We start from the raw sequence: 23,153 nt of genomic DNA, 5'->3' as shown, positions 1-23,153 counted from the left end.
TCAGGGAGACTTTAATGTGTCTGTTTTGTTCTGTATATCGGGCAATGATGATTTTAAAGGCGATATTTGATGATTGCGACTAGGAATATCCCTGAAGAGGACTCCCCTGGAGTTGCTGGGGAATCCATGACGCTGATTGTGAAACCACGGAACTGCTGGAGAGTCCACGGCGCTACTAGTGAATCCACAGTGAATGTTGAGGAAATCCGGGCAAGTCCTTACTACACCGACTAATCGACTAAAGCCCCGGCGATTTGGCTAAAATCTCGCCGAAGCGCCTAAAGCATTGGCGAATCATCTAAAGCTCCAGCGCAGCATATAAAGCCTTGGCGAAATGCATAGTATCTCCGGGGGCATTGTTAATACATCGGCGAAGTTTGTGTTGCCTCGAAAATTTAAAAATTAAATTAACGCGAATGGAGAGCCACATCATCGCTCTCATAACTGCCGGGCATGGGAAGCAGCATGCTATACATTGCTTTTATATTTTCTTCGAGAGGTTGATCCGCTGCTGTACCTTCCGGTAGCTGATGATCTTCGTGCATCGCAGCGATTGCCGCACGAATCTGTTGCTGGGCCGCAGCAGTCAGAGACCGACGATTAAAATCCGCTGCGCAGAGGGTTGGCGTGACAGTCAGATGTGCGTGTAAATTGTGGCACTTGAGAATATTCCAGAGCGAGGCGGCGAAGGTTATTTCGCCGATATAGGCCGGTGCTGTGTTATGTGTGCCATCGGCGTCCTGATAGCGAAGGGCAAGCGGATATAGGTTAGCCGCCGCATCGATGGCGGGTTGCAGCAGCGAGGCGTGAAAGTCTGCCACATGCCGTCCGTCGGTCGAGGTGCCTTCGGGAAAGACGGCCAGCGAGTCGCCGCTTTGCAGCAAATCGAGGATTTGTCTGTTGAGGCGCGCCGCATCGCGTGCATGGCCGCGTTTGATGAATAATGTTTGCGAGCGGGCGCATAACCAGCCGATCACAGGCCAGCTTTTAACTTCTGTTTTTGCAATGAAACGGGTTGGCATCACCGAGTTCAGCACGAACACGTCCAGCCATGAGATGTGATTGCAGACGATGAGGCCGGATGCAAGCTTATGCAGCGCGTCCGTTGCGGTAACTTCGATCCGGATGTTGAGGATGTGCAATAGATCTGCCGACCAGCGTCGCACGATACGACGCCGTTTATCGGTATCAAAGCGCGGGAAAATCAGCGCAATCATCAGGCCATAGACCAGATGCAGTGCCATGCGCGCTGCGCGGAAGAGCGCGATAATTTTATGCCGTGGCATGATCGAGACGTCAGCTGTTGTCAGGCAAACAATTCAACGCCGCCAACCCGGGTGCCTGGTGCGATTGAGGTGATGCGAAAACGCGAGACGCTGCGGTGTAATCCTTCCGAGGTTTGGGCAAGCCCGACCATTTCATCGCGGGTATTCTCAATGTCGGTGCTGGTATTGCTGCTGATGCTGTGCACCTCGGCGATATGGTTGGCAATGCGTTCTCCGGAAGAGGATTGCTCTTGGGTCGCCTGAGCGATTTGCTGCATACGTTGTGCGACCAGCTGCATGGAGTGTTCGATCTCAGCGAGTACCGTATCGGTTTTTTGTCCGCGCGTCAGGCCGATTTTGGCCGTATCGCGCGCGGACTGCATTGCCCCGACCGCATTTTTAGCCGATACATGTACCTCATCGAGCAATATGGAGATATCTCTGGCCGATGCAGCGGTACGGTCTGACAGTATCCTGACTTCATCGGCCACCACGGCAAATCCGCGCCCGTGATCGCCGGCACGCGCAGCTTCAATGGCCGCGTTGAGCGCCAGCAAATTAGTTTGACCTGCAATGTCTTTGATCATCTGGCTGATATCGTTGACCTTTTGCAAGGTCTGATTGAGTCCGTCCATCGTTTTGACTGAGTCGGTCATCGTGGCGTCGAGATTCGAAATCGCCTCCAGTGTCTGACGGCCGGCCTCGCTGCCTTCCTTGACCTGCTCGCGTGTTTTGTTTGCGGCATCGGCGGCAAAATTGGCATTATCTGCGATGGCGGCGATCGTACTACGCATCTCTTGAATCGAATCGTTGGCATTCGATGCTTTTTCGGACTGCGCATGGGCGTTGTTGCTGACGGCATGGGTCATGAGCAGGACTTTGCTCGAGGCCTTAGATGCCTGATCGGAGGATAGGTTAACTTCGCGCAGTATGCTTTCAAAGCTGGCGATGAAAGAATTGACGGTGCTTGCCATAACACCGATTTCGTCGGCATGGCTGGTGGGCAGCCGGTGCGTTAGATCGCCGTTGATCAGGTGATCCATTGTGCTGATGACATCGTCGACGCGTCTTTTAAGGTGGCGGTTAAAGCGTGCCTGAAACGAGATGATAATGACGCCTGAGAAAAACAGCGGCAATACGATGATCCAGATAATCCGGTTAACGGCGTTGTTGATCGATTGCTTGGCGGACGCGAGGTTCGATTCGTTAGCGGTAATCAGCGTGTCGATGTCATTGATCATCGGGCCGGTATGCATGCCATAGAGCATATCCTGTGCAGTCACGGCATCGGCAGGGCTTGTACTGGCGATCTGTACGGCAAGCGCGAGCCCTTTTGCATAGGCATCCCACGCGGACAGCGCATGAGTCAATGGCGTCTGATCGAGTCCGGCACTCGCGACCAGCATGGTCGCCTGATGTAATTCGCGTATTTTTTTGTCAGCCAGCGCTAATTTTTGGCTTGTTTCCTGCAAAATCGGATCGGCGCGGGAAATCGAGAGTGCTTCGCTTTTAATGGCAGAGAGATTGGCGGAAAAGACCTGTTGATTCTGGTATTGGTCAAAGCTGTTGCGCAGCCATGAGAGTTGTATCACAGCGAAAATGACCACGCCGGAGAGACAAATCAGCGTGATGAGGGCAATCAGGCGTAATTGAGCTTGCAATGTCATGATTAGATTTTTCCTTCTATGCCGCGTTGTTCAATAAACAGGCTATTGCCCGAGATTTTTTTTGCCATTTTCTTTGCGCTGCTCATTGCCGCCGACACTTCATGGTGAGAGATAAACTGGCCCGGCGCTATGCTGATAGCACCGATTGAGAGGCTGGTGAGCGGGTGAAAGTGCATCTGTCCGTCACGTCCTTCACTGGTATATCCGCCGGCAATTAAATGTTCTTCTTTAAATAGCAGAGACGCTGCTTGTTCAAATGAACGCAGTGCCTGTTCGCAGCGCGCTTTCCAGTCACGGCTTTGCATCAGCAGAATGAAGTCGTCGCCACCAATATGACCGATGAAATCCTGCTTGTGATCGCACGCCCAGTTTAGCAATCGGCCGGTAAGCTGGATCATTTCATCACCTTTGCGGTAGCTGTAGGTGTCGTTGAAGGGTTTGAAGTGATCCAGATCGCAATAGCAGGCGACGAAAGACGTGTTTGCCAGCAGAAGTCGTTCGATGTGTTCGTTGATAGGTACATTGCCCGGCAGCAGACTCAACGGGTTGGCATAACGCGCCGATTCAATCTGCATCCGGGTTAATTCACGGAGCAAGTCCTGACCTGAAGCGACACCAATATAACGATTGTTTTCGGTGATGATGAAGCCATCTGCAAAATAGCGGTTATCCGCTTCAGCCAGAAAATAGCTCAGTTCTTCGATCGGCATGCTTTTTTCTACCAGCAGTGGCGCAGTGGCCGGAATAAATTTGTTGCAAGCTTTCTTACCTAATAATTCGCGCTGAAAGGGTTTTGAGTAGCTGTCGATAAACTGATAGCGGTTGATCAGACCGACCGGAAGGCCATTTTTTACCACCGGAATCATGTGCAGCGCGGCGTTGCTGGAAAAGCGCTCGAATACCTGTTCATTTGAGGTGTCAGGATGAACAGGTTCTATATAGCTCAACAGTTTTTGCGCTGTCATCTGCGAGCGGTAGCTCACTTCCATCATCGGAAAAATAGCGATATTGTTCGAACTGATGATGCGGCTGGTTTCAGAGGAGGCCAGCAGGGGCGGGGTGGGACTGGGGCGTGCGATGAAATAGCCCTGGCCCAGCGCGATGCCGATGTCCTTGACTACGCGCAATTCGCCTTCGGTTTCAATTCCTTCGGCGATGACGCGCGTGCCGCAACTCTCCGCGATCTGCTGTATCGACTTCAGAAACTGCAGCTTGATCGGGTCATGATCCACGCCCTGCACGAAGTGCATGTCGATTTTGATATATTCGGGACGTAATTCGGACCAAAGGCGCAGGCTGGAGAAGCCCTCGCCCAGATCATCGATGGCAGTCTTAAAGCCCATGTTTCGATAGTGCAATAGCGCGTTGCGCATCTCGGTGAAATCGAAAGTGGGTTGGTTCTCGGTAATTTCCATCACGACGCGCGCGGGATCGATATTCAGCGTTCGCATGAATTCAAGCGTCTGCCCATTTTTGAAACTGGGATGCGTGAGTGTATCCGGACTGATGTTGAGAAACAGGCTGCCCGGTAATTTTTGCCGGGAAAATGCTTCCAGTACCGTTTGGCGCGCCAGCATCTCCACTTCCAGCGATAAGTTTTGCTGTAGGGCTGCACCGAATAGATTGATAGGCGAATGCAGCGGGCTATCAGCCGGGCCGCGTATCAGGCCTTCGAATCCCAAAAAATCACCGCTTTTTAGATCGATGATGGGTTGGAATAACGCGCTCAGTTTGCGCTGCGCGATGATTTCCTGCAGAGGTGTTTTGGCTTGTTCCTGCGCCATGATGAGATCGTCCAGAAATTCCACATGGAGAGAGAGGTGAGAGGGACGTTTGCGCTCAGCGGTTTGGATGGCTAACATGCGTTTTCCGTTATCTGTCTTGAGGAGGCGCACACTAGCGCCGCTGTGTGACAGCGTTATTACAAAACTCTGGGCAATTGTTTGGGCAGGGGCTAGAATCGGCGCATATCGCATATTCAAGGTTGATCATGACGTTACGTCTTCCCTCACGCAAGGTATTGGCACTGACTTCTACGGGCTTGATCCTGAGCGTAATACTATTCAGTTGGCTGGTTTTGCCGCACCTCATTCAGTCGCAGGCAGAAAAATACTTCACGGATAAGACTGGTCACCATCTGACCATGGCGACTCCCAGCTTTAATCCTTTTGAGCTGAGTTTGCGCCTGTCCGGTTTGCGTCTGACCGAGCCCGATGGTAAGCCGCTGCTCGCATTTCGCGAATTGCTAGTTAATTTTTCCTCTGCCAGCCTGTATCGGGGCGCACTGGTTTTCGACAATATCAAGGTTGATGGGCTGGAAGCAACGGCGGTCTTATTGCCGGAGGGGAAATTAAACTGGTCAGGGCTGATTACGGCGCTGCAAAGTCCGGAGACGCCAGCGACTGATGCGCCGCTACCCAGATTCGATATCCGCCACATTACACTATCGGGCACGCAGGTGGACTTTACCGATAACCGCCTCAAACCCGCGTTCACTACGCGCATCGAACCTATGGATCTGGAACTCAATGAGTTGTCCTCATTGCCGGGCGATCAGGGGAAATTCCGGCTATCGGCCACGACGTCTTTTGGTGCGCGATTGCTCTGGCAGGGGCAGGTGCGCTTAGATACGTTGACTGCTAACGGTAATGTGGCGGTGAGCGAGGTTAATCTTGCTCAATTGTCGGGCTATTTCAAAGACAGTCTGCCCGTTAAACTGTCTCAGGGGGTGGCTGGCATCACGACCGATTATCGCGTAGGTTATGACAAGGGCGCTTTGTCGTTCAATCTGGATCATCTGAATGCCAAACTGTCCGGTATTCAGCTGGCGTATCCGGCAGGCCCCGGTGTTTCGATCAAGTCGATTGAAGTTCGCGAGGGACGTTTCGATCTGGCGAAGAACCGCTTATTGCTGGATAGTCTGAACATTTCCGGCAGCCGGTTTAGTTTGCCGCAGGGCCGCGAAGCCTTTGCGCTCGGTAGTTTTGCGGTAGACGCGATTGATGTGAATGTGGGCGCACGTCAGGCAACGGTCGGCCGGGTCGCGCTGAACGAAGGGAATCTTCATGTGGCGCGCAACGCGCAGGGGGAAATCGATCTCCTGCAGGCCTTGAAAATTATGTCGCCGCCTGCCAGCGTGTCTGCGGCTAAACCTGTCGCGACGCCGTGGCGTTACAAACTGGAAAAATTCGATCTGGCAGGGTTTGCTGCCGAATTCAATGATCAGGCTATTCAGCCCGCGGCCAAATTGGCAGCCAGCGATATCGCGCTATCGCTGGGTGGGATCAGCGAGGACTGGGCGGTAGCGGTCCCCTTAAAAGCGGCCTTTAAAGTTGTCGGCGGGGGAGACTTTTCTGCCGAAGGGAGCGTCGTTCCTGCGCTGCCGGGTGCGGATATCAAGCTTAAACTGACCGACTTGAGCCTGAAACCGGCACAACCCTATTTGTCTCAATCGGTCAGATTAAAACTTGCCAGCGGGCGTCTGTCTACGGCGGGGCGGGTTATCTACAATCCGCAGAGTGCGGCCTATAAGGGAGACTTTGCATTGCGCGATTTGCGCTTGCTGGAGGAGGGCGGCCCGGTGTTTTTAAGCTGGAAGTCGCTAACGAGTCGCTCATTTGAAGTGTCGCCCGCTAAACTGGATATCGCGGAACTGACGCTCGACGGGCTAGACACCCAGCTGATCATCAATAAGGATAAAACGCTCAGTTTTAATCGCATTTTAAAGCCATCACAAGCCTCCGCCGCGCCAGCAAAACCATCGACGTTTGTGGTTAATTTAGAACGCTTGCGCTTTAGCCGCGGCGAGATGGATTTTGCCGATTATTCACTGGCTCTGCCATTTGGCACGCGAATACACGGCTTGAAAGGGGTTGTCAGCGGACTTTCTACCCGTCCCGATGCCTTGGGGCAGCTGGTGCTGGATGGGCAGGTGGATGAATATGGCATTGCGCGAGCGGCCGGTAAAATCGATTTAATGAATCCGACCGATTTCACGGATATCAAGGTTGTGTTCAGAAATATTGAAATGGCCCGGTTGACGCCCTATTCGGCCACTTTTGCCGGACGTCGCATCACCTCAGGTAAGTTGTCTCTCGATCTGGAATACAAGATTATTCAGCGTCAGTTACAGGGCAAGAATCAGATTGTGATGGACAAACTGACACTGGGCGAAAAGGTTGCTAGTCCTGAAGCGCATGATTTGCCCTTGGATCTGGCGGTGAGTATTTTGCAGGATTCTGAGGGGCGGATTGATCTTGGCTTGCCAATATCCGGCAGCCTCGATGATCCTAAGTTCAGTTATGGCGGCATTATCTGGCAGGCGATTAGCAACGTGCTCAGCAAAATTGTGACTGCCCCTTTCCGTGCGCTCGGTGCGCTGTTCGGTGGCGATGATGAATTTGAGCGCATTGTTTTTGACGCTGGCAGCCCACTGCTGACGCCCCCTGAACGGGAAAAACTGGTGCGACTGGCAGAGATATTGAACAAGCGTCCGGGATTGTCACTGGCCGTTCAAGGGGTTTATGCCGACATGGATCGTACCGCGCTTCAGGATTTGCAGTTGCGCCGTACCATCGTCGGCATATCGGGTCAGCATCTTGAAACGGATGAGGATCCGGGGCCGTTGGCCATTCATCAGCCTAAGATTCAGAAAGCGCTGGAGAGTCAGTTTTCGGATCGTCTGGGAGGCGGGGAGCTGGCCGCCGTTAAGACGGGTTACCGGCTGGCAAATCCCGGTAAGCTAGAACAGAGCACTGCCGGGAAAATGATGTCCGGTTTGACGGGGCTGTTCCGCGAAAAACGCACGTTGAGCGAACAGGAAATCGCCAAAATGAAGGGGGCTGATTTTTATGCCGTACTGTTTGAACGTCTGCGCGGCACGATTGTGGTTGAGGACAAGCAGTTGCTTGCACTGGCGGCCTCCCGTGGGGAAGCGACTTTAGTTGCTCTGAAGGATGCAGGTGCGCCGAATGAGCGTTTATCGGTGCTGGCCGCCGAAAAAGTGATAGCGGAAGGGCTCACTGTGCCGGTCAAACTGGTGCTGGGCACGGCCGCTAAAGCTGCTGCTGATGTTGCAAAGTAGCAAACTTAAGTTAGCTGTACCCTAGGCACGCATCGTTGTGCATTATTTATAGCGATGTGCGAAGGTCTCAAAGTCATCTATACGCAGGGGTTTGCTGAATAAATAGCCCTGATATGCATGGCAGTCTGCACTTGCCAGAAACGCTCTTTGCGCCTCAGTTTCAACGCCTTCGGCGATGACGCCTAAGCTTAGACTTTGCGCCAGTGTGATGATCGTTCGGGCAATGGCCGCGTCATTAGGGTCGATCAGCACGTCACGCACGAACGACTGATCAATTTTCAGCTGATCGAGCGGCAGGCGCTTAAGATAAGACAGCGACGAGTAGCCGGTGCCGAAGTCATCGAGCGAAAAGCTGACCCCCGTTAATTTCAGCGCAATCATTTTCTCGATGATTTCTTCCACGTTCGTTAACAGCAGGCTTTCTGTTAATTCAAGTTTCAGACGATGCGGGTTGGCGCCGCTATTTTTGATGACTTCAAGCACCTGATCAACAAAGTCCGCCTGGCGAAACTGATGTGCACTGACGTTCACTGCGATGGTCAGGTGCGCGCGTTCCGGTTGATTGGCCCATATAGCCAGTTGCCGGCAAGCTGTTTCCAGTACCCACAGACCCAGCGGCAGGATCAAACCAGTTTCTTCCGCCATCGGGATGAAGTCGGCGGGCGACACCATGCTGCCATCAGGTTTTTGCCAGCGCACCAGCGCTTCCACACCGGTCAGCTGTTGATCCGCTATTTGTGGCTGATAATGCAGTATAAATTGTTGTTGCTGGACCGCTACACGCAGATCATTTTCCATGTTGGCATAGCGGGTCACTTTGGTTTCCATATCCTGATCGAAGAAATGCAGGGCATTGCGTCCCGCCTCCTTTGATTTGTACATCGCAAGTTCAGCTTGTTTTAACAGAATTTCGACATCAGTCTGTTCACCGCAAAACAAGGTAACACCGATGCTCGGGGTGCTATGGTGCGGGATGGCGTCAAAGTGATATGTCCGGTTGAGTGCAGCAAGGATTTTTTCGCCTATATTTTCAGCTTGTGTGGCCGCGAGCGCTTCATGGGTGTTGAGATTTGCCGACATTACAACAAACTCGTCGCCGCCCAAGCGCGCAACAGTATCGCCGGAGCGAACGCAGTGGCTGAGCCGTTCTGCGACCTGTTTGAGCAACTGATCGCCCATGTCGTGGCCCAGTGTTTCGTTGATCGTTTTAAATTTGTCCAGATCAATCAACAGCAGCGCAATATGACAGCGGTTCTGGGTGCTGGCGCTCATGGCCTGTTTTAGTCTGTCCAGAAGAAGCACCCGGTTTGGCAGGCCGGTGAGTTGGTCAAAGAAGGCCAGTTCATTGATTTTTTTCGCGGCCTGTCTTAATTCATTCGCATGCAGTTGCTGCTGAGTGTGTTCTATCCTGTGCACCATGCGCTGGTTTTCCAACAGATAGCTAATACGCGCAAATAACTCCTCTTTGACAACCGGCTTATGAATATAGTCTGTCACCCCCAGATTAAACAGCTCGATGCGCCGGGTTTTGTCATCGAAAGCGGTGACGGCGATGATTGGAATGTCACCTTTAGTGCTGGTGGTTCGGCGAATTTGATTAACGAGGGCAAGCCCGCTCATCGAGCCGCCTAGTACGATGTCGGTAAGTACGAGATCATAGTCGTGGTCCTTGAAATTCTGCAGTGCCTCTTCTGCGGATGCAAAACTATCTACGGTCAGTCCGCGATGTTGAAGGATCGCTTTGAGAACATCGCGCTGACTTCGGTTATCTTCGACATAAAGTATGCGGCCTGTCATGCGAGCATGCGATGACGGGAAGCGCGAGATGAAAGCCAATAGCTGGGCGATATCCTGCCTGTGAAAAATATCGGTGACCCCGGCCGGCAGCGCTTTATTGATCGCATTGCTGTTGTCAACCGAAGTCAGTAAAACATACGGTTTGGCAATATTTTTTGTCAGGTGTCGCACGCGCTGACACAGTTCGATACCCTCCATGTCAGGCAGATAAAAGCTCGAGCAAATGAAATCGATGTAGCGACTGCCGATTAGCTCCAGCGCCTCCTGTCCGGTTGAGCAAATAAACAATTCGCAGGTATCGCTGTTAAAAGTGGCTTTGAATACGCTTTGGAAGGTTTTGCTGTCGTCAACCAGTAGGACTTTGCGGCGGAATCTGGATCGTTTTGGCATGTTTTCGGCTACAGTAGCGAGGATCAGAATAACTGGACGAGCCGCATCATAACTAAGGGGGGGGTGATTGGCAATTTTCTCCGTTGAATTATCCTCTTGTCGTGAATATTCAGACTAAATTGGCTAGGTGCGGGATAGAAACTGTTAGGCTGTCTTGGTAGAATGCGTGCACGACTTAATACTGACTTGAATAATGACGCTTACCGAATCGCAATTGATCGACATGTTGCAAATGCAGCACGATATGAACAGCAAGGTCAATACAGACTGGGTTCTGGCAAACAATAACTGGCATCGGGCCATTCAGGTCGAAGGCGTTGAGGCGATTGAACATCACGGCTGGAAGTGGTGGAAAAAGCAGGATTGCGATATGGCGCAGCTGCGTATGGAGCTGGTTGATATCTGGCATTTTATTTTGTCCGCGGCTCTTCAGCATAAACATGGCAATGTGGCTTTAGCACGTCTCGATATGATGGCGGAACAAAATCTGCATCAGAAAACCGTTCAGTTCGATAACCAGTATTTTGTGCTGGCACAGATGAATTTGCTGGCAAAGCTCGATTTGCTGGTCGGCTTGGCTACCGTCAAACGCACCAGTCTGGCCTTGTTTGAATCACTGCTGACCGATTGCGGAATGGATTGGACGCTGCTGTACGGGCAATATATTGGCAAAAATGTGCTGAATGTATTTCGTCAGGATCACGGCTATAAGGATGGCTCATACCTCAAAATATGGCATGGGCGGGAAGACAATGAATATCTGGTCGATGTGCTGGAGATGACAGACCTGAATGCTAGCGACGTCCGTGCAACGCTTTATCAATCACTGAAGTTGCAATACGCATCGGCGCTGGAAAAATGCTAGCTGCGTTTTGATGCGGTTATCAGCGTTTTACAGCAGATCGGCTTAAGGCAGAGCGTGTTAATGACGCATTTCGCTGACGGCGACTTGCGCGGTCGCTGAGAAAATCTGTGCCGCATCGACTTTGTCGAATTCGTAGCGGTGATTGCAGAACTCACAATGCACCTCGATGGTGGTGCGTTCAGTCAGGATCGCATCGACTTCTTCTTCGCCCAGCATGCGTAGCATCTGCGCGACATTATCCCGCGAGCAGGAGCAGCAAAAAGCGACCGGCTGGGCCTCAAACAAGCGTACTTCTTCTTCGTGAAACAGCCTGAGCAATAAGGCCTGTGTGGACAGTTGCATCAGCTCGTCATCGCGCAAGGTGTCGGCCAGTTGTGTAAAGCGCGACCAGGCATCAACGTCCTCTTCCGTCTGATCAGGCAATTTTTGCAGCAGCATGCCAGAGGCCGAATGTTCGTCGACCGCCAGCCACAATCGGGTGTCCAATTGTTCTGAATGGGACATGTAGTTTTGCAAGATCTCTGCAACACTTTCCCCCTCCAGTTCCACGATACCCTGATAGGCAGGTTTTCCATCCTTTTGGATAAGTGTGATGACAAAGCGTCCGTCGCCGAGAAGTTCGGACAAACAGCCCTGTAACGGCCCTTCCCATTTTGCAGTTGCACGCAACTTCAGGTCTCCGCCACATTCCACTACCAGCAATTTGATCGGCCCCGTCCCCTGTATTTGCAACAGGAGCGAGCCGTCCAGCTTGAGCGTGGCCGCCAGCAGCACCGCGGCGGCAGTCAGTTCGCCCATCAGTTTCCGTAGCAGGGGCGGGTAATCGTGGCGGTCGAGTACACTGCGCCATGATTCGTCCAGATGTACGCGTTCGCCGCGGATCGGTGCATGTTCAAATAAGAAGCGGAAGAGGGAGTCGGGCAGATGTTTCATAGTGGCAATGATAGCATGCATGGCAATACACGGTTAACCTGCACGCAGCAAATTGGGGATCAGTCAGTCCAGATTAAGGGCGATTTGCCGCCCTTGCGATGCATCAAATGAAAATAGGCACTAATAATCTAGTGCCTACACTCATATTGAATTGGTGCGCTCGGCGGGAGTCGAACCCACGACCCTTGGCTTCGGAAACCAATACTCTATCCAGCTGAGCTACGAGCGCGTATGTGAAAATGACAACGTGACATCCGATAACGATGCCTGACTTAAACGGAAACTTGTCAGGTCAGTTTCAGAAGAGTGCGCAGCATAGCGGTTTTTGGCTATTCCGTCCATGAGGATCAACCGGTTTGTTACTGAGCCAGCCGTTTTCTGAACAGCACCAGCGAGACGTAATAGCCGGTCAGCGCATAACCTGCAAGCACCGCAGCATCCGCAAGGATGCTGCCCGGAACATTGCCGCTCAACAAGGGGCGTGCCAGATTGACGGCATGGGTCAGCGGCAGAATGGAAGAGACCGTTTGCAGCATTGATGGCAGTTGATCGACCGGGAAGAACACGCCGCACAGCAGGGTCATTGGCGTGATGACCAGTGTGAAGTAATAATCAATTATACGTTGCGGAACACTATACGAGTATCCCAATTCGTTGTATTTCATGAAATATATTGCTCATATAGCGCGACATCACTAGATGAAACGATGGAGATCACTAAAAAGTATGCTTTCCATATAGTGGTGGGACACCACCTACTTCCTAAAACGGCATCAAAGTGCCAAAGCAGTGGTTGCTTATAACCACTCAAATAGAAAGGGGAATCCGATATGAAGATTACGACAATTGGCATTGATTTGGCAAAAAACTGTTTTCCAGAATCACGGCGTAGATGAACGCGGCAAGGTGGGCATGCGTAAGTGTCTGGTACCACACTTTAAGGTAATGGGACGGTGACGACGCTGTCATCACTGAATTTGATAAACAGATCGCAATTCAACTGTTTTAGATGTTGCAACAGACTCGCGGCCTCATCTGTTTTAAGAATTTCAACAAGCCCGTCAACAAGAATCCTTTGCTCTTTTTCGTCAATCATATTTAACTTTCTTTGTTGTTTGCGACCTCAATAAACTCCAGTTGCAAGGGTGAATTTTCCGGCCAGCCTGGGCGGTAAGCGTAAACGCGGAAACCATTACCAGTAACAAGACTCATTGTTACCACAAATTCGCTCGTTATTTGTAGTGGATCTGTTATCCCCGTCTTGCCAAACCGATCGTCGTAATTGGGTAAACTCGCCAAAAAATCTAACATCAGAAAAGGGCTGACTATCGGCTGGTGCTCAATTTTCAGGTCTAGAGTCATTTTTCCGAAGTCAGCACACCACTCAATGCAAACATCCCTTGCGTCAGTAAATTGGTGCTTCATTAAAATTTTGTGCATATTTTGCATTGGATCAATCTATACCATTCTCGCGAAAAAGGTCTTCAAAATTGGTTTCTCTTGCGGGGTTATTGAGCATATAATTTCTAGCACGATCCAACTTTTCTTTCATAGCAGGCTCATGAAGCCAGTGCTCGTCAGCCGATATTTTCAGCCTTACATATCGAGCTTGAGCCTCTTGGAATTTTTTGCTGCGCGGAGGTGGATTGTCTATCAGCTCGATCACCCGTAACATCTCACGGCGCGTTAAGCTAATAGATGATTCACTTCTCAATCCTACCCCACACCAACCACCATTGATTAAAACAGCGCGACGGCGCATTAGCCTGAGCTTTTCCTGTTTTAAGTTTTTCATTAAGCCGCCCTTTTCTCCCGCTCATTAAGCCATTCAGCACGGCCATAGCAATAGCCTGGGAACTCTATTTCTAGCGTAGTTTGTCTTAGCAAAAGCCGCTTTGCTAAGAGGGCAACCATTGCCAATTCGTTCCCATTACGAACTTCCATCGGTGCCACCAAGCTAATTCCCATTGCCCAATTCAGGCGTTCAAATTTACACGATGGCGCAACATCTTTCTCTATGCCTTTATTTGCCAAACGCTTACCGATGATACGCAACTTGTCGTAATACTGCGATTGTGCTTCAGAGGGTTGGCGACTGGTATAGCTGACAATCTTCTTGCGTGACGCACCGGCAGGCTTGTAATTTTTTGTACTGCCATCTGTAAGCCAGTTGTCTTGCGGACTATCGCCAGCTTCCTGTAAAGATTGCTCATCAATCGCGTCTGCATATATGAGACGCGGATGCTGCCACCAGACGATGATACGCCGACCGTTCAAAATAAAGCCAACGTCATCCCACCACGAAAGACCGTCCGGTTTTGTGTCTGAATACGAGTGTGGAATATAAAGCCCGCCCATCCTCAAACGCCATTGATTGCAACGGTGATATTGACGCTGCATTAGCCTGAGCTTTTCCTGCCTTAGATTTTTCATTATTTCCAAACAATTAAGTCGACTTCACTCCTACTAAAATAATAATCCCCTAGCTTTATTAGGCTTGCCTTACTCGCGGCTGAACTGAATACGTTGTTAATCCCTGGAATTTCTTCTTCATTATCGATGAGGAATGTTTTTTCCGCTAAAAACACAGTGCATCCACTTTTATCGTCCCCTTCTATTCTCTTTACGGATTGATTGATCGTTATATAATTAATATTTTTAATATTAATTAAATATCCAGAGCCATTATTTTTTAATGAAGACCAAAGTAAAAAATCACAAATATCATCACTTTTTGATATATCTAAGGCATCTGTTAATTTTCCAAGCCCATCGACATCGAATTCAAAGCTGTGCTTTTTCTGTGAGAATTGGATACAAATATGGTACATCCCCTCGATTTTTTCATCGCATTCATTGTAATTTTTATTACTGCTTTTAGTCTTAAAAAAACTGAACATATCTTCCCTATCAATACAGTAATATAATTATCTTATTGCCATCTTAATAACTGATTTTCTAAGGTCATCCAGACGTTGATAATAAATTATGCGATCAATGATGTTATATTGACGTTCAAAAAAATATAACTCTTTTACATTCAATGAGTTATCGTGATTTTTTTTGCGAAAATAAAGAGTCTCGATTCTCAACTCGATATTTTTTCTTTTAATCAACATCTCTTCAAGCAGCATTTTTTTCTTCACGCTTGCACATCCTTAAAAATTAATTTAAATGAACTCGACCTTGATTGGCGTTTTTAAGACTAACATCAAACACTATTTAATTCAATTAAAATGTTGTTTTATAAGGGTATTTTGCACTTCAAGTGTTTTTTAATGCCACAACATTTCTAATCAACACTTGTAGTATCAAATTTAAGCTAAAGAGGCGCTTATAGTGTGTACCTATTGGAAATAAGGGTAGGCGTTGTTATCAATAGTCAGTTTTTCACGAATAGGTCAATTTATTGACATTGTGTTTTCGCACGGCAAGTCCGCTGTGTGCTAACCTCTCATTCCATGAAATCTACCAACGAAGCTTTCTCACGTGTTGTCATCGACAGCCAGCTCACCGTACAGGGCTGGAGTTTGGCTGATGGTTTCAGTGTTCGATACGAAGTAATGATGGAAGACGGTACGCGCGCCGACTATGTGCTGTGTGATCGTCATGGCCGCTCGATTGCCGTAATCGAGGCAAAGCGTTTTTCAGTTAGTCCGGGCGATGCCACGGAGCAAGCCAAGAATTACGCAAGGCAGCTTAAGGTTCCCTACATTTTTCTTGCTAACGGCAATGAAATTAAGTTCTGGGAATGGCAACGCGAGGCTTATCCTCGTCCCGTTAAAACGTTCTTCAAACAAGATGATTTGGAACGCCGCTTTGCCACGCTGCAAGTTGCGCGCAAGCCGTTGTCCGTTCCCATTGATGTAAAGATTGCCGGTCGTGACTACCAGCAAACCTGCATCCAGACCTTGTGCCAGGAGATTGAGCAAGGGCGTCGCAAGTTACTGGTGGAGATGGCAACTGGTACTGGTAAAACCCGCACTGCCGCAGCTCTCATCAAGCGGTTATTCGAGGCAAACGCCATTACCCGCGTGCTGTTTCTGGTGGATCGCATTCCGCTGGCTATACAGACCGAAGATGCCTTCGCCGAAAATCTGCCGGACTACCCATCTTATGTACTGCGATCTGGTCGTCGTTTTCAGGATGAGAAGCGCATCACCATCACCACGCTGCAAAGCATGGTCAACATCTACGGCGAATACTCTGCCGGATATTTCGATCTGATTATTTCCGACGAATGCCACCGCAGTATCTATGGCAAGTGGAGCGGCGTACTCAAGCATTTCGACGGCATACAAATCGGCCTGACCGCCACGCCATGCGTCAGTGGCGAAGATACGGCTACCGAGAATGAGGATGACAAACTATTCGTGCGGGACACGATGCGTTTCTTCGAGGTGGACAAGCCTACTTTCAGCTACAAGATGAAAGATGCGATCAAAGACGGCTATCTCGTGCCGTACCAGATATATAAGGCCAAGACCGTTAAAACTGCTGCTGAAGGTGGCTTTGAAGTCAAACGCAGTGAACTTGACTGGTCGGCAATGGATGAGAAGACCCGGCAGGAATTTGAGGTGCTGTTCAAGGATTCTGATTCGGTGATGATAGACCCGAATGCGCTGGAGCGCCGCTTCACCATACCGGAACGCAACCGCGCCTTGGTACGTGAATTCCGTCAGGTAATGGACAACGGCTACATTGACCACAAGGGTATTCAGCGCAAGCCATTGTTGGGCAAGACCATCGTGTTTGCTGTCACCAAACGCCATGCTGAAACGCTGGCCCAGATGTTTGACGAAGCCTTTGCCGACAAGAAATCGTCGGCGGATGTGCGCTATGCCGATTATGTTGTCTCTGGCATGGGGCAGGACGATACTGTAGATGCGATGAGCAGGATCAAACGATTCAAGAAAGAGCCGTTCCCACAAATACTGGTATCGGTAAACATGCTGGATACCGGCTTCGACTGCCCTGAGGTTGCGAATCTGGTGTTTGCACGATTCACCAAGTCCGTCACGTTGTACCAGCAGATGCGCGGTCGCGGCACACGCAAGGCGCAGAATAAGCCGGTATTTACCATGTTTGACTTTGTCGGTGTTGCTGATTACCACGGCGACGACGATGTTTACGCGCAAGGCGGAATCGTGGTGGCCAAACAGCCACCCAAGAAGCCTTATGAACCACGCCGCCTGCTCTCGCTGGATGTTGACGACAAAATCGACCCTACCACCCGTGAATGGGTCACGGTAGATGAGGACGGCAACATGGTATTCCCGGAAGCCTCCGAGCTGAAAGCGAACGAAATGGGCGCACGTTTTGAGGCCTGGCTGCTATCGCGCACTGACATATGCCCGGCACAGGAAATCCTGCTGCGTGTGGTCGGCAGCCAGATACGCGCCAATGCCGAAACTTGGGATGAGTTCACCAGTGACTATTTCGCGTTACCGATCTTCAGTTCACAGGGCGGCTACCAAAATGCACTACGCGTTTTTGGCGGTAAAGCTCAACTGGATGAGGTCATGGAAAGCCTCAACGCCAACGTGTTCCAAGACGAAAGTACATTTCAATCCGATGCGTCGGATATTCACACTCCCATGTAATAACCTGCATCACCACAGAAAGTATCCGTAATGTCATTAACACCCGAAATGCGCCAGTCCATAGATCAGATACGCAACTACCTCTACGGTGGCGGTTATCCCGATCCAATGAGCAACGCAGAGCAGCTGTCCTTCCTGTTTTTTTTCTATCTCATCGAAGGGATAGATGCTGAAAACACCATGAAGGCTAAGGTGATGAAGCAGCCCTATGAGTCGCTTTTTGCGGGTGAATGGACGTTGCGTAACCCGCTTAACGCGCCTGAATCTGACAGTAAAACCATCACCAAATCTCGTTTCAAGTGGTCGGTATGGGCGAAAGGCTTGAGCGGTGAATCACTGGTGCGCTTTGTGCGCGACGAGGTATTCCCATTTTTTGCCGAAGTCGCCGAACGTTCCGCCTTCAACTTTATGAATGGTGCGCGTCTCACTATCGACGAACCTACCGTACTGACACAGGTGGTCAATCTGGTGGATGGTCTGCGTCTTGATCAGGCCGATGCCGACACCAAGGGCGACTTGTTTGAGCATGTGCTGCGTCAGATCAAGCAGGCGGGTGAACTCGGTCAATTCCGCACGCCGCGTCATGTGATTCGCGCCATCGTTGAGATGCTCGACCCCAAAATTGGTGAAACGATTTACGATCCTGCAGCAGGTACGGCGGGCTTTCTGGCAGCGGCCTACAATCACATTCGACTTGCTAACTCATCGCCAAGCGGGATTAGCGATGCGGAATCAGATGGCAAACTGCAAAAACGTGGCATCGGTGACAAACTGTCGGCTGCACAAGTCTCCGTGCTGCAAAACAGCACATTCTACGGAAACGATGTTGATCCGAAGATGGTGCGCTTAGCCACCATGAACCTGACGCTGCGCGGCCTGCCGAATGTGCGTATCCAGTTGCGCAACGGCTTGACCACTACACAGGACAATGAACGCAAGGCCGAGTTGGGTTTGCCGCTGGAAGGCTATCACGTCGTGCTGGCCAATCCGCCCTTCTCCGGTCGCGTCGACAAAGACCGCATCGTAGATGAAGTGAAGGTCGGCACCAGCACCGCTACCGAAATCCTGTTCCTAAAATACATGATGGATTGCCTGCGTCCGGGTGGTCGTTGCGGTGTCATCATTCCTGAAGGTGTGCTGTTCGGCTCCACTGGCGCGCACAAGGAATTGCGTCGCCAATTGATTGAGAACAATACCGTTGAAGCCGTACTGTCACTACCTGGCGGCGTGTTTCAGCCATATTCCGGTGTAAAGACCTCCGTGCTGTTCTTCAAAAAAGGCGGCACGACTGACAAGGTGATGTTCCTGCATGCCGACAATGACGGCTATAAAATGGATGCCAATCACGACACACCGATAGCTGCAGACGACTTACCAATGCTGGCAGATGCATACCTGAGCCGCAAAGAGAAATGGGCAGAATGGGCTGCGCGGGATGTAGCAGCGGAGTGGACTCAACAATGGTGGTTTGCAGATACCGCCACCTTGCGCAGCAACGACTTCAATCTTTCTGCCGGACGTTACCGCCCTATGAGCCAGACTGCTGTCATACATCGTAACCCGCGCGAATTGTTGGATGAGCTAGCCGCGATTGAAACGGAGATTGCCGAGGAAGTAGAAGCATTGCGGGCGGTTCTAGGAGAATTGGCCTAATGCTAGAACTCGCTACGCTTGGAGCTGTTGTAGAGAAAACAACTGGCACTCGGAATCCTACCAAAGCACCGAATGATAGTTTTATTTACGTCGATGTGGCGGCTGTGGATAACACCCAAAAAATTATCTTTGGCGCAAGGAATATCTTGGGTAATGCGGCACCGAGTCGAGCACGTAAGCTAATTCGCACAGGAGATATTTTGGTGTCCACTGTGCGGCCAAACCTGAATGCGGTAGCACTTGTCACAGCAGATTTGGATGGGCAAATCGCGAGCACAGGTTTTTGCGTGCTTCGCGCCACAACCAAGGTTTTGCCGGAGTACCTGTTTTACTTTGTGATATCTCGCAAGTTCGTAGATGCTCTGTCTTCGCTTGTGGCAGGGGCATTGTATCCAGCCGTGTCAGATTCGCAGGTATTAGCTCAGTCATTGCCACTACCATCCATCGTCGAGCAACGCCGCATCGTTGATATTCTTTCCCGGGCCGGGGGCATCGTGAAACTGCGGCGCGAGGCAGAGAAAAAATCTGCCGAGCTGATCCCCGCGCTGTTCCTTGATATGTTCGGCGATCCAGCGACGAATCCGAAGGGGTGGCCGGTTGTGATGCTCCCTGACGTATTAGCTTACCCATTCAAGAACGGTTTGTATCTACCAAAGGAAAAATACGCGCCCGAGGAGTCCGGTGAGGGCGTTGAAATGGTTCATATGTCTGATGCCTTCTATGGGGAGGTGAAAAGAGGTGGGCTGCGACGTGTGCTCGCTGAAGAAAAACAAATCCGGGATTACGGTCTATCGAAAAATGATCTCTTGGTTGCGCGGCGTTCACTGACCTACGATGGCGCAGCAAAACTCTGCGGTATCCCAGCATCGGATGAACCACTTCTTTTTGAATCTTCTTTCATCCGCCTGATACCCGATTCTGGGAAAGTGCGCACTGAATATCTTCTTTATTACTTAAATGACGAAAACACACGGCGAGCGCATGTTTTGAGTCGAATATCAGGAATCACCATTTCAGGAATCAATCAGGCGGCAATGAACCAAATCCCTGTAATGGTCCCACCACTTCCTAAGCAAGGAGATTTTGTGGAGCGTGTCAGTGAAGTCCGATCCATCCAGTCCCAGCAAGCCGCAGCTACCACGACGGCGCAAGCCACCTTCGACGCATTGCTGGCTAAGGTGTTTGCTGTAAAGGGAAATCCATGAAAAAACTTACGAAGAAAGCTCGGGAACGCCAAATTCGTTTAGCCCAGCAACAGCTGTGCCGCATTCGGAAGAAAAAATTGGTGCGTAACAAAAGTATTAAATTCCGAGTGAACCTTACGACAATAAAGGCTCCTGATACCTTCACTATCAGTACGGAAGATAAGCGTCACAGTCTTTTGAATTTTTTGGAAAAATTACGTAAAACCGTTGTTCTTCGTAAACATTCAGTTTGCATTGACTTTACTGCTACACAGAAAATGATTGCTGATGGAACATTATTATTTTATGCGGAACTCAACCGGATAAATCGTTTGAAGGGTAGCGTGAAAATAAGGTGTATTCCCCCTCGTAGCCATAAGGTGGCTCAGGTTCTTAAACAGGTCGGCATATTTGATTTGGTTGGTTACCGAAAAAGAATTGAGACAACTCATGCAGATGTTATCCATTGGCGAAGTGCGAAAGGCCATGAAGTAGCAGGCGAAAAATTTGACGAAGTGCTAGGCCATTATGATGGTCAAATCACCGATGCGCTAAGCAGAAATCTTTATCTAGGATTTACTGAAGCGATGACCAATTGCCATCATCATGCTTATATTGGTGTGAGACCGGATGGGCTTAATGTATCAAATGAGCCTAGGGAATGGTGGATGTTTTCGCAAGAAAAAGATGGAAAACTGATGGTTGTGTTTTGCGATTTAGGGATTGGAATTCCTGGCACATTACCGATTAAGAAACCAACACTCTGGCAGCGTATCCAGATATTTGGAAGCCAACTGGACGCTCATGCAATACAAGAGGCGATTGGTGAAAGCCGGACACGTACTGGTTTGCACCACAGGGGCAAGGGGCTTAAGCAATTAGTTGATGTAATCGCCCATTTGGACGGCGGGCAGGTCAATATTTTCAGTAACAAGGGGCGTTTTACTTTAAAATCTGGGTCTGAACGTATTTCGCAATTCAAAGACGATATTTATGGCACGCTTATTATGTGGCAAGTGCCAATAGGAGGGTTATCAGATGAAACAGTCCGTGGTTAATGTGGCGCGGGACTTCTCAAGGTATCCCGCAGGTAGATACCTTGAGGATGGACCCGCAAGTGGACAGGCTTTCCGTGACAAATTTTTGCTTCCCTCTCTCAAGGAAGCAAAGGGCCTGACTATAGAGCTTGATGGAACTAGGGGATATGGATCTTCTTTTCTTGAAGAGGCGTTTGGTGGTGCCGTAAGAGAAGGATTTGCACCTGCCACCGTTACGCAGACATTTACTTTGATTAGTGAGGACAATAGCCTTGTAGCAGAAATACATGATTATATTAATCACGGCAGCGATCCCGAATAGTTCATGTGTTATTCCTCGAATGGTCAGTTTCTAACACAGATACCTACTTGGCTTATCGTTGTTGCTGGTTGGTTTGTGGTTCATCATCTGTCCCAAAAGCGCGATCAACGCAAAGAAGCGCGTGAACGTGTTGATCAGTTAGTCACTGCAATACTATCAATTGAGGAAAGAGCAGTCCGATTTCATCAGTCAGATTCATACCAAGGCGATGTAGCCCGCTCACTATTGTTTGATATTCAGCGCATTATTGCCAAGTTAAAGCGCCATCCATTTGGTTCATTCGTGATTAGCCCAACCCTACTTAAAGAGCTGCGCCGAGCAGTTACGCTCAAAAATTTCGATGCAAGCAAATTTACTCGTCAGGAAGCCAATAGTGCAATTTTGAGTAATATTGCTGATGCGGTGGACGATATAGAAGATCAGCTTGAGCAGGAATATGAGCGAATTTATCTTTCGACTGAGTGGTTCGTAGTACCCAGCCAGCAGAAAAATTGCCGATGACCAACCATCGAGCGCCTACTGTAAAAAGCGACGACGGCCTAAAATAACGGCAATCCAGAATGCGATTAACGATGTCGCGAATAGAGACACGGCGTGACTGATGAGTGCTACCGGAACTTCGCCAGATAACAAAAGCGGCCTCACTAAGGCAATTACATGCGTCAGAGGTAGCCAGCCTGACACCACCTGTACCGACGATGGCATCTGATCGAGCGGAAAAAACACACCCGACAGCATCATCATTGGCGTAACAAACAATGTGAAATAAAACATAAAGAAATCATATGATGAAGCAAGCATCGTGGCTATCAATCCAAGCGAGGCGAATGTCAGCCCGGCGAGAAATATCACCGGCAATGCCCACAAGGCCATAGGGGAGGTGACTATGCCAAGCGCAAAGAGAACAATAAGCATAGCTGTGCCGGATAGCATTGCCTTGGAAGCGGCCCATAGCAGTTCACCGGACATCACGTCCTCAAGCGCGATTGGTGCGTTCATAATCGCTTCCCACGTGCGCTGATCATGCATTCTGGAGAAGGTTGAGTACAGTGCTTCAAATGACGCGGCGTTCATAGTTGATGCACAGACCGTACCACTACCCAGAAAGGCAATATAGGACACGCCGTTTATTTGTGGTAATAATCCACCCAAACCGTACCCAAGTCCAAACAGATAAATCATCGGATCCGCTAGATTGCCGAGCAGTGAACCAATTGCCAGCTTCTTCCAGACGAAAAAATTCCGTCGCCAGATATAAATGGCTCTCATTGAAATGCTTGGGTATGCGATCAGCTTCACAGTAAAATTTTCCAATATAAAATTGCCGATATATCCAAGATGAACAGCGGGGCTC

Annotated in this window: 21 protein-coding genes and 1 tRNA gene; 8 read left to right on the top strand and 14 right to left on the bottom strand. The window is 49.9% G+C overall.

Going from position 1 to position 23,153, the window contains the following annotated elements; translation table 11 throughout:
• Positions 1 to 407 precede the first annotated feature (407 nt).
• The 3 genes from GALF_RS13880 to GALF_RS13870 are packed head-to-tail and all read right to left on the bottom strand — an operon-like array spanning position 408 to position 4,794.
• The gene (locus tag GALF_RS13880; protein WP_013294678.1) at positions 408 to 1,286 is read right to left on the bottom strand and encodes a lysophospholipid acyltransferase family protein; all 879 of its coding nucleotides are present in this window, start codon (positions 1,284 to 1,286) and stop codon (positions 408 to 410) included.
• 20 nt (positions 1,287 to 1,306) lie between these two features.
• Positions 1,307 to 2,932 (bottom strand): methyl-accepting chemotaxis protein, encoded by a 1,626-nt coding sequence (locus GALF_RS13875; RefSeq protein WP_013294677.1) that lies wholly within the window; start codon positions 2,930 to 2,932, stop codon positions 1,307 to 1,309.
• 2 nt (positions 2,933 to 2,934) lie between these two features.
• The gene (locus tag GALF_RS13870) at positions 2,935 to 4,794 is read right to left on the bottom strand and encodes a GGDEF domain-containing protein (RefSeq protein ID WP_041938103.1); all 1,860 of its coding nucleotides are present in this window, start codon (positions 4,792 to 4,794) and stop codon (positions 2,935 to 2,937) included.
• Between the two features lie 128 nt (positions 4,795 to 4,922).
• Here GALF_RS13870 and GALF_RS13865 point away from each other — a divergent pair, with 128 nt between their 5' ends.
• Positions 4,923 to 8,015, top strand: a complete 3,093-nt coding sequence (locus GALF_RS13865; RefSeq protein ID WP_013294675.1) for a DUF748 domain-containing protein — start codon at positions 4,923 to 4,925, stop codon at positions 8,013 to 8,015.
• Positions 8,016 to 8,057: 42 nt separating this feature from the next.
• Here the strand turns inward: GALF_RS13865 and GALF_RS15170 are convergent, their stop codons facing one another.
• Positions 8,058 to 10,202 carry a two-component system response regulator gene (locus GALF_RS15170; RefSeq protein ID WP_013294674.1) on the bottom strand — a complete coding sequence of 715 codons (2,145 nt, stop codon included), beginning with the start codon at positions 10,200 to 10,202 and terminating at the stop codon, positions 8,058 to 8,060.
• A gap of 193 nt (positions 10,203 to 10,395) precedes the next feature.
• Here GALF_RS15170 and GALF_RS13855 point away from each other — a divergent pair, with 193 nt between their 5' ends.
• Positions 10,396 to 11,067, top strand: a complete 672-nt coding sequence (locus GALF_RS13855) for a dUTP diphosphatase (RefSeq protein WP_013294673.1) — start codon at positions 10,396 to 10,398, stop codon at positions 11,065 to 11,067.
• Positions 11,068 to 11,124: 57 nt separating this feature from the next.
• On the opposite strand, the gene hslO is transcribed toward GALF_RS13855, so the two are convergent.
• The 9 genes from hslO to GALF_RS13815 all read right to left on the bottom strand — a co-directional run bounded on the left by hslO (position 11,125) and on the right by GALF_RS13815 (position 15,146).
• On the bottom strand, positions 11,125 to 12,021 hold the full coding sequence (hslO, locus tag GALF_RS13850) for an Hsp33 family molecular chaperone HslO (protein WP_013294672.1): 897 nt from the start codon (positions 12,019 to 12,021) through the stop codon (positions 11,125 to 11,127).
• Positions 12,022 to 12,152: 131 nt separating this feature from the next.
• Positions 12,153 to 12,229 (bottom strand) — tRNA-Arg (locus tag GALF_RS13845).
• 130 nt (positions 12,230 to 12,359) lie between these two features.
• Positions 12,360 to 12,665, bottom strand: coding sequence for an ABC transporter permease (locus tag GALF_RS13840; RefSeq protein WP_041938102.1), 306 nt, complete (start codon positions 12,663 to 12,665; stop codon positions 12,360 to 12,362).
• Between the two features lie 272 nt (positions 12,666 to 12,937).
• Positions 12,938 to 13,096 carry a hypothetical protein gene (locus GALF_RS15790; protein WP_013294671.1) on the bottom strand — a complete coding sequence of 53 codons (159 nt, stop codon included), beginning with the start codon at positions 13,094 to 13,096 and terminating at the stop codon, positions 12,938 to 12,940.
• Positions 13,097 to 13,098: 2 nt separating this feature from the next.
• Positions 13,099 to 13,449 (bottom strand): hypothetical protein, encoded by a 351-nt coding sequence (locus GALF_RS13835; RefSeq protein WP_041938101.1) that lies wholly within the window; start codon positions 13,447 to 13,449, stop codon positions 13,099 to 13,101.
• 4 nt (positions 13,450 to 13,453) lie between these two features.
• Positions 13,454 to 13,795 (bottom strand): hypothetical protein, encoded by a 342-nt coding sequence (locus tag GALF_RS13830; protein ID WP_013294669.1) that lies wholly within the window; start codon positions 13,793 to 13,795, stop codon positions 13,454 to 13,456.
• Positions 13,795 to 14,433 (bottom strand): hypothetical protein, encoded by a 639-nt coding sequence (locus GALF_RS13825; protein WP_013294668.1) that lies wholly within the window; start codon positions 14,431 to 14,433, stop codon positions 13,795 to 13,797. Before GALF_RS13825 ends, GALF_RS13830 begins: the two co-directional genes overlap by 1 nt.
• Positions 14,433 to 14,900 (bottom strand): hypothetical protein, encoded by a 468-nt coding sequence (locus GALF_RS13820; RefSeq protein WP_013294667.1) that lies wholly within the window; start codon positions 14,898 to 14,900, stop codon positions 14,433 to 14,435. The genes GALF_RS13825 and GALF_RS13820 overlap by 1 nt, the downstream gene beginning before the upstream one ends.
• Before the next feature lie 27 nt (positions 14,901 to 14,927).
• Positions 14,928 to 15,146, bottom strand: a complete 219-nt coding sequence (locus GALF_RS13815) for a hypothetical protein (protein ID WP_150102625.1) — start codon at positions 15,144 to 15,146, stop codon at positions 14,928 to 14,930.
• A gap of 315 nt (positions 15,147 to 15,461) precedes the next feature.
• On the opposite strand from GALF_RS13815, the gene GALF_RS13810 reads away from it, so the two are divergent.
• Genes GALF_RS13810 through GALF_RS13785 form a run of 6 tightly spaced genes read left to right on the top strand, consistent with a single transcriptional unit; the run spans position 15,462 to position 22,300 of the window.
• Positions 15,462 to 17,603: a DEAD/DEAH box helicase family protein gene (locus GALF_RS13810; RefSeq protein WP_013294665.1), complete on the top strand. Its 2,142-nt coding sequence runs from the start codon at positions 15,462 to 15,464 to the stop codon at positions 17,601 to 17,603.
• A gap of 30 nt (positions 17,604 to 17,633) precedes the next feature.
• Complete coding sequence (locus GALF_RS13805) at positions 17,634 to 19,256, top strand: HsdM family class I SAM-dependent methyltransferase (RefSeq protein WP_013294664.1); 1,623 nt, start codon at positions 17,634 to 17,636, stop codon at positions 19,254 to 19,256.
• A complete protein-coding gene (locus GALF_RS15165; RefSeq protein WP_013294663.1) occupies positions 19,256 to 20,461 on the top strand; it encodes a restriction endonuclease subunit S in 1,206 nt (401 codons plus the stop codon). The genes GALF_RS13805 and GALF_RS15165 overlap by 1 nt, the downstream gene beginning before the upstream one ends.
• A complete protein-coding gene (locus GALF_RS13795; RefSeq protein WP_013294662.1) occupies positions 20,458 to 21,498 on the top strand; it encodes a hypothetical protein in 1,041 nt (346 codons plus the stop codon). Before GALF_RS15165 ends, GALF_RS13795 begins: the two co-directional genes overlap by 4 nt.
• A complete protein-coding gene (locus GALF_RS13790; RefSeq protein ID WP_013294661.1) occupies positions 21,479 to 21,799 on the top strand; it encodes an STAS-like domain-containing protein in 321 nt (106 codons plus the stop codon). The genes GALF_RS13795 and GALF_RS13790 overlap by 20 nt, the downstream gene beginning before the upstream one ends.
• 3 nt (positions 21,800 to 21,802) lie before the next feature.
• Complete coding sequence (locus GALF_RS13785) at positions 21,803 to 22,300, top strand: hypothetical protein (RefSeq protein WP_013294660.1); 498 nt, start codon at positions 21,803 to 21,805, stop codon at positions 22,298 to 22,300.
• A 15-nt stretch (positions 22,301 to 22,315) separates the two neighbouring features.
• On the opposite strand, the gene GALF_RS13780 is transcribed toward GALF_RS13785, so the two are convergent.
• Positions 22,316 to 23,098: an ABC transporter permease gene (locus GALF_RS13780; RefSeq protein ID WP_223293709.1), complete on the bottom strand. Its 783-nt coding sequence runs from the start codon at positions 23,096 to 23,098 to the stop codon at positions 22,316 to 22,318.
• Between the last annotated feature and the right edge of the window lie 55 nt (positions 23,099 to 23,153).

The organism is Gallionella capsiferriformans ES-2 (assembly GCF_000145255.1).
In the GTDB taxonomy this organism is placed as follows: Bacteria; Pseudomonadota; Gammaproteobacteria; order Burkholderiales; family Gallionellaceae; genus Gallionella; species Gallionella capsiferriformans.
The sequence above is the reverse complement of the archived record's forward strand: the minus strand, read 5'-3'. Positions and strand labels throughout refer to the sequence as shown.

Excerpts from the sequence above, each read along its gene's own strand:
- GALF_RS13880 (WP_013294678.1), bottom strand. The coding sequence starts at position 1,286 with ATGCCACGGCATAAAATTATCGCGCTCTTCCGCGCAGCGCGCATGGCA.
- GALF_RS13875 (WP_013294677.1), bottom strand. The coding sequence starts at position 2,932 with ATGACATTGCAAGCTCAATTACGCCTGATTGCCCTCATCACGCTGATT.
- GALF_RS13870 (WP_041938103.1), bottom strand. The coding sequence starts at position 4,794 with ATGTTAGCCATCCAAACCGCTGAGCGCAAACGTCCCTCTCACCTCTCT.
- GALF_RS13865 (WP_013294675.1), top strand. The coding sequence starts at position 4,923 with ATGACGTTACGTCTTCCCTCACGCAAGGTATTGGCACTGACTTCTACG.
- GALF_RS15170 (WP_013294674.1), bottom strand. The coding sequence starts at position 10,202 with ATGCCAAAACGATCCAGATTCCGCCGCAAAGTCCTACTGGTTGACGAC.
- GALF_RS13855 (WP_013294673.1), top strand. The coding sequence starts at position 10,396 with ATGACGCTTACCGAATCGCAATTGATCGACATGTTGCAAATGCAGCAC.
- hslO (WP_013294672.1), bottom strand. The coding sequence starts at position 12,021 with ATGCATGCTATCATTGCCACTATGAAACATCTGCCCGACTCCCTCTTC.
- GALF_RS13840 (WP_041938102.1), bottom strand. The coding sequence starts at position 12,665 with ATGAAATACAACGAATTGGGATACTCGTATAGTGTTCCGCAACGTATA.
- GALF_RS15790 (WP_013294671.1), bottom strand. The coding sequence starts at position 13,096 with ATGATTGACGAAAAAGAGCAAAGGATTCTTGTTGACGGGCTTGTTGAA.
- GALF_RS13835 (WP_041938101.1), bottom strand. The coding sequence starts at position 13,449 with ATGCAAAATATGCACAAAATTTTAATGAAGCACCAATTTACTGACGCA.
- GALF_RS13830 (WP_013294669.1), bottom strand. The coding sequence starts at position 13,795 with ATGAAAAACTTAAAACAGGAAAAGCTCAGGCTAATGCGCCGTCGCGCT.
- GALF_RS13825 (WP_013294668.1), bottom strand. The coding sequence starts at position 14,433 with ATGAAAAATCTAAGGCAGGAAAAGCTCAGGCTAATGCAGCGTCAATAT.
- GALF_RS13820 (WP_013294667.1), bottom strand. The coding sequence starts at position 14,900 with ATGTTCAGTTTTTTTAAGACTAAAAGCAGTAATAAAAATTACAATGAA.
- GALF_RS13810 (WP_013294665.1), top strand. The coding sequence starts at position 15,462 with ATGAAATCTACCAACGAAGCTTTCTCACGTGTTGTCATCGACAGCCAG.
- GALF_RS13805 (WP_013294664.1), top strand. The coding sequence starts at position 17,634 with ATGTCATTAACACCCGAAATGCGCCAGTCCATAGATCAGATACGCAAC.
- GALF_RS15165 (WP_013294663.1), top strand. The coding sequence starts at position 19,256 with ATGCTAGAACTCGCTACGCTTGGAGCTGTTGTAGAGAAAACAACTGGC.
- GALF_RS13795 (WP_013294662.1), top strand. The coding sequence starts at position 20,458 with ATGAAAAAACTTACGAAGAAAGCTCGGGAACGCCAAATTCGTTTAGCC.
- GALF_RS13790 (WP_013294661.1), top strand. The coding sequence starts at position 21,479 with ATGAAACAGTCCGTGGTTAATGTGGCGCGGGACTTCTCAAGGTATCCC.
- GALF_RS13785 (WP_013294660.1), top strand. The coding sequence starts at position 21,803 with ATGTGTTATTCCTCGAATGGTCAGTTTCTAACACAGATACCTACTTGG.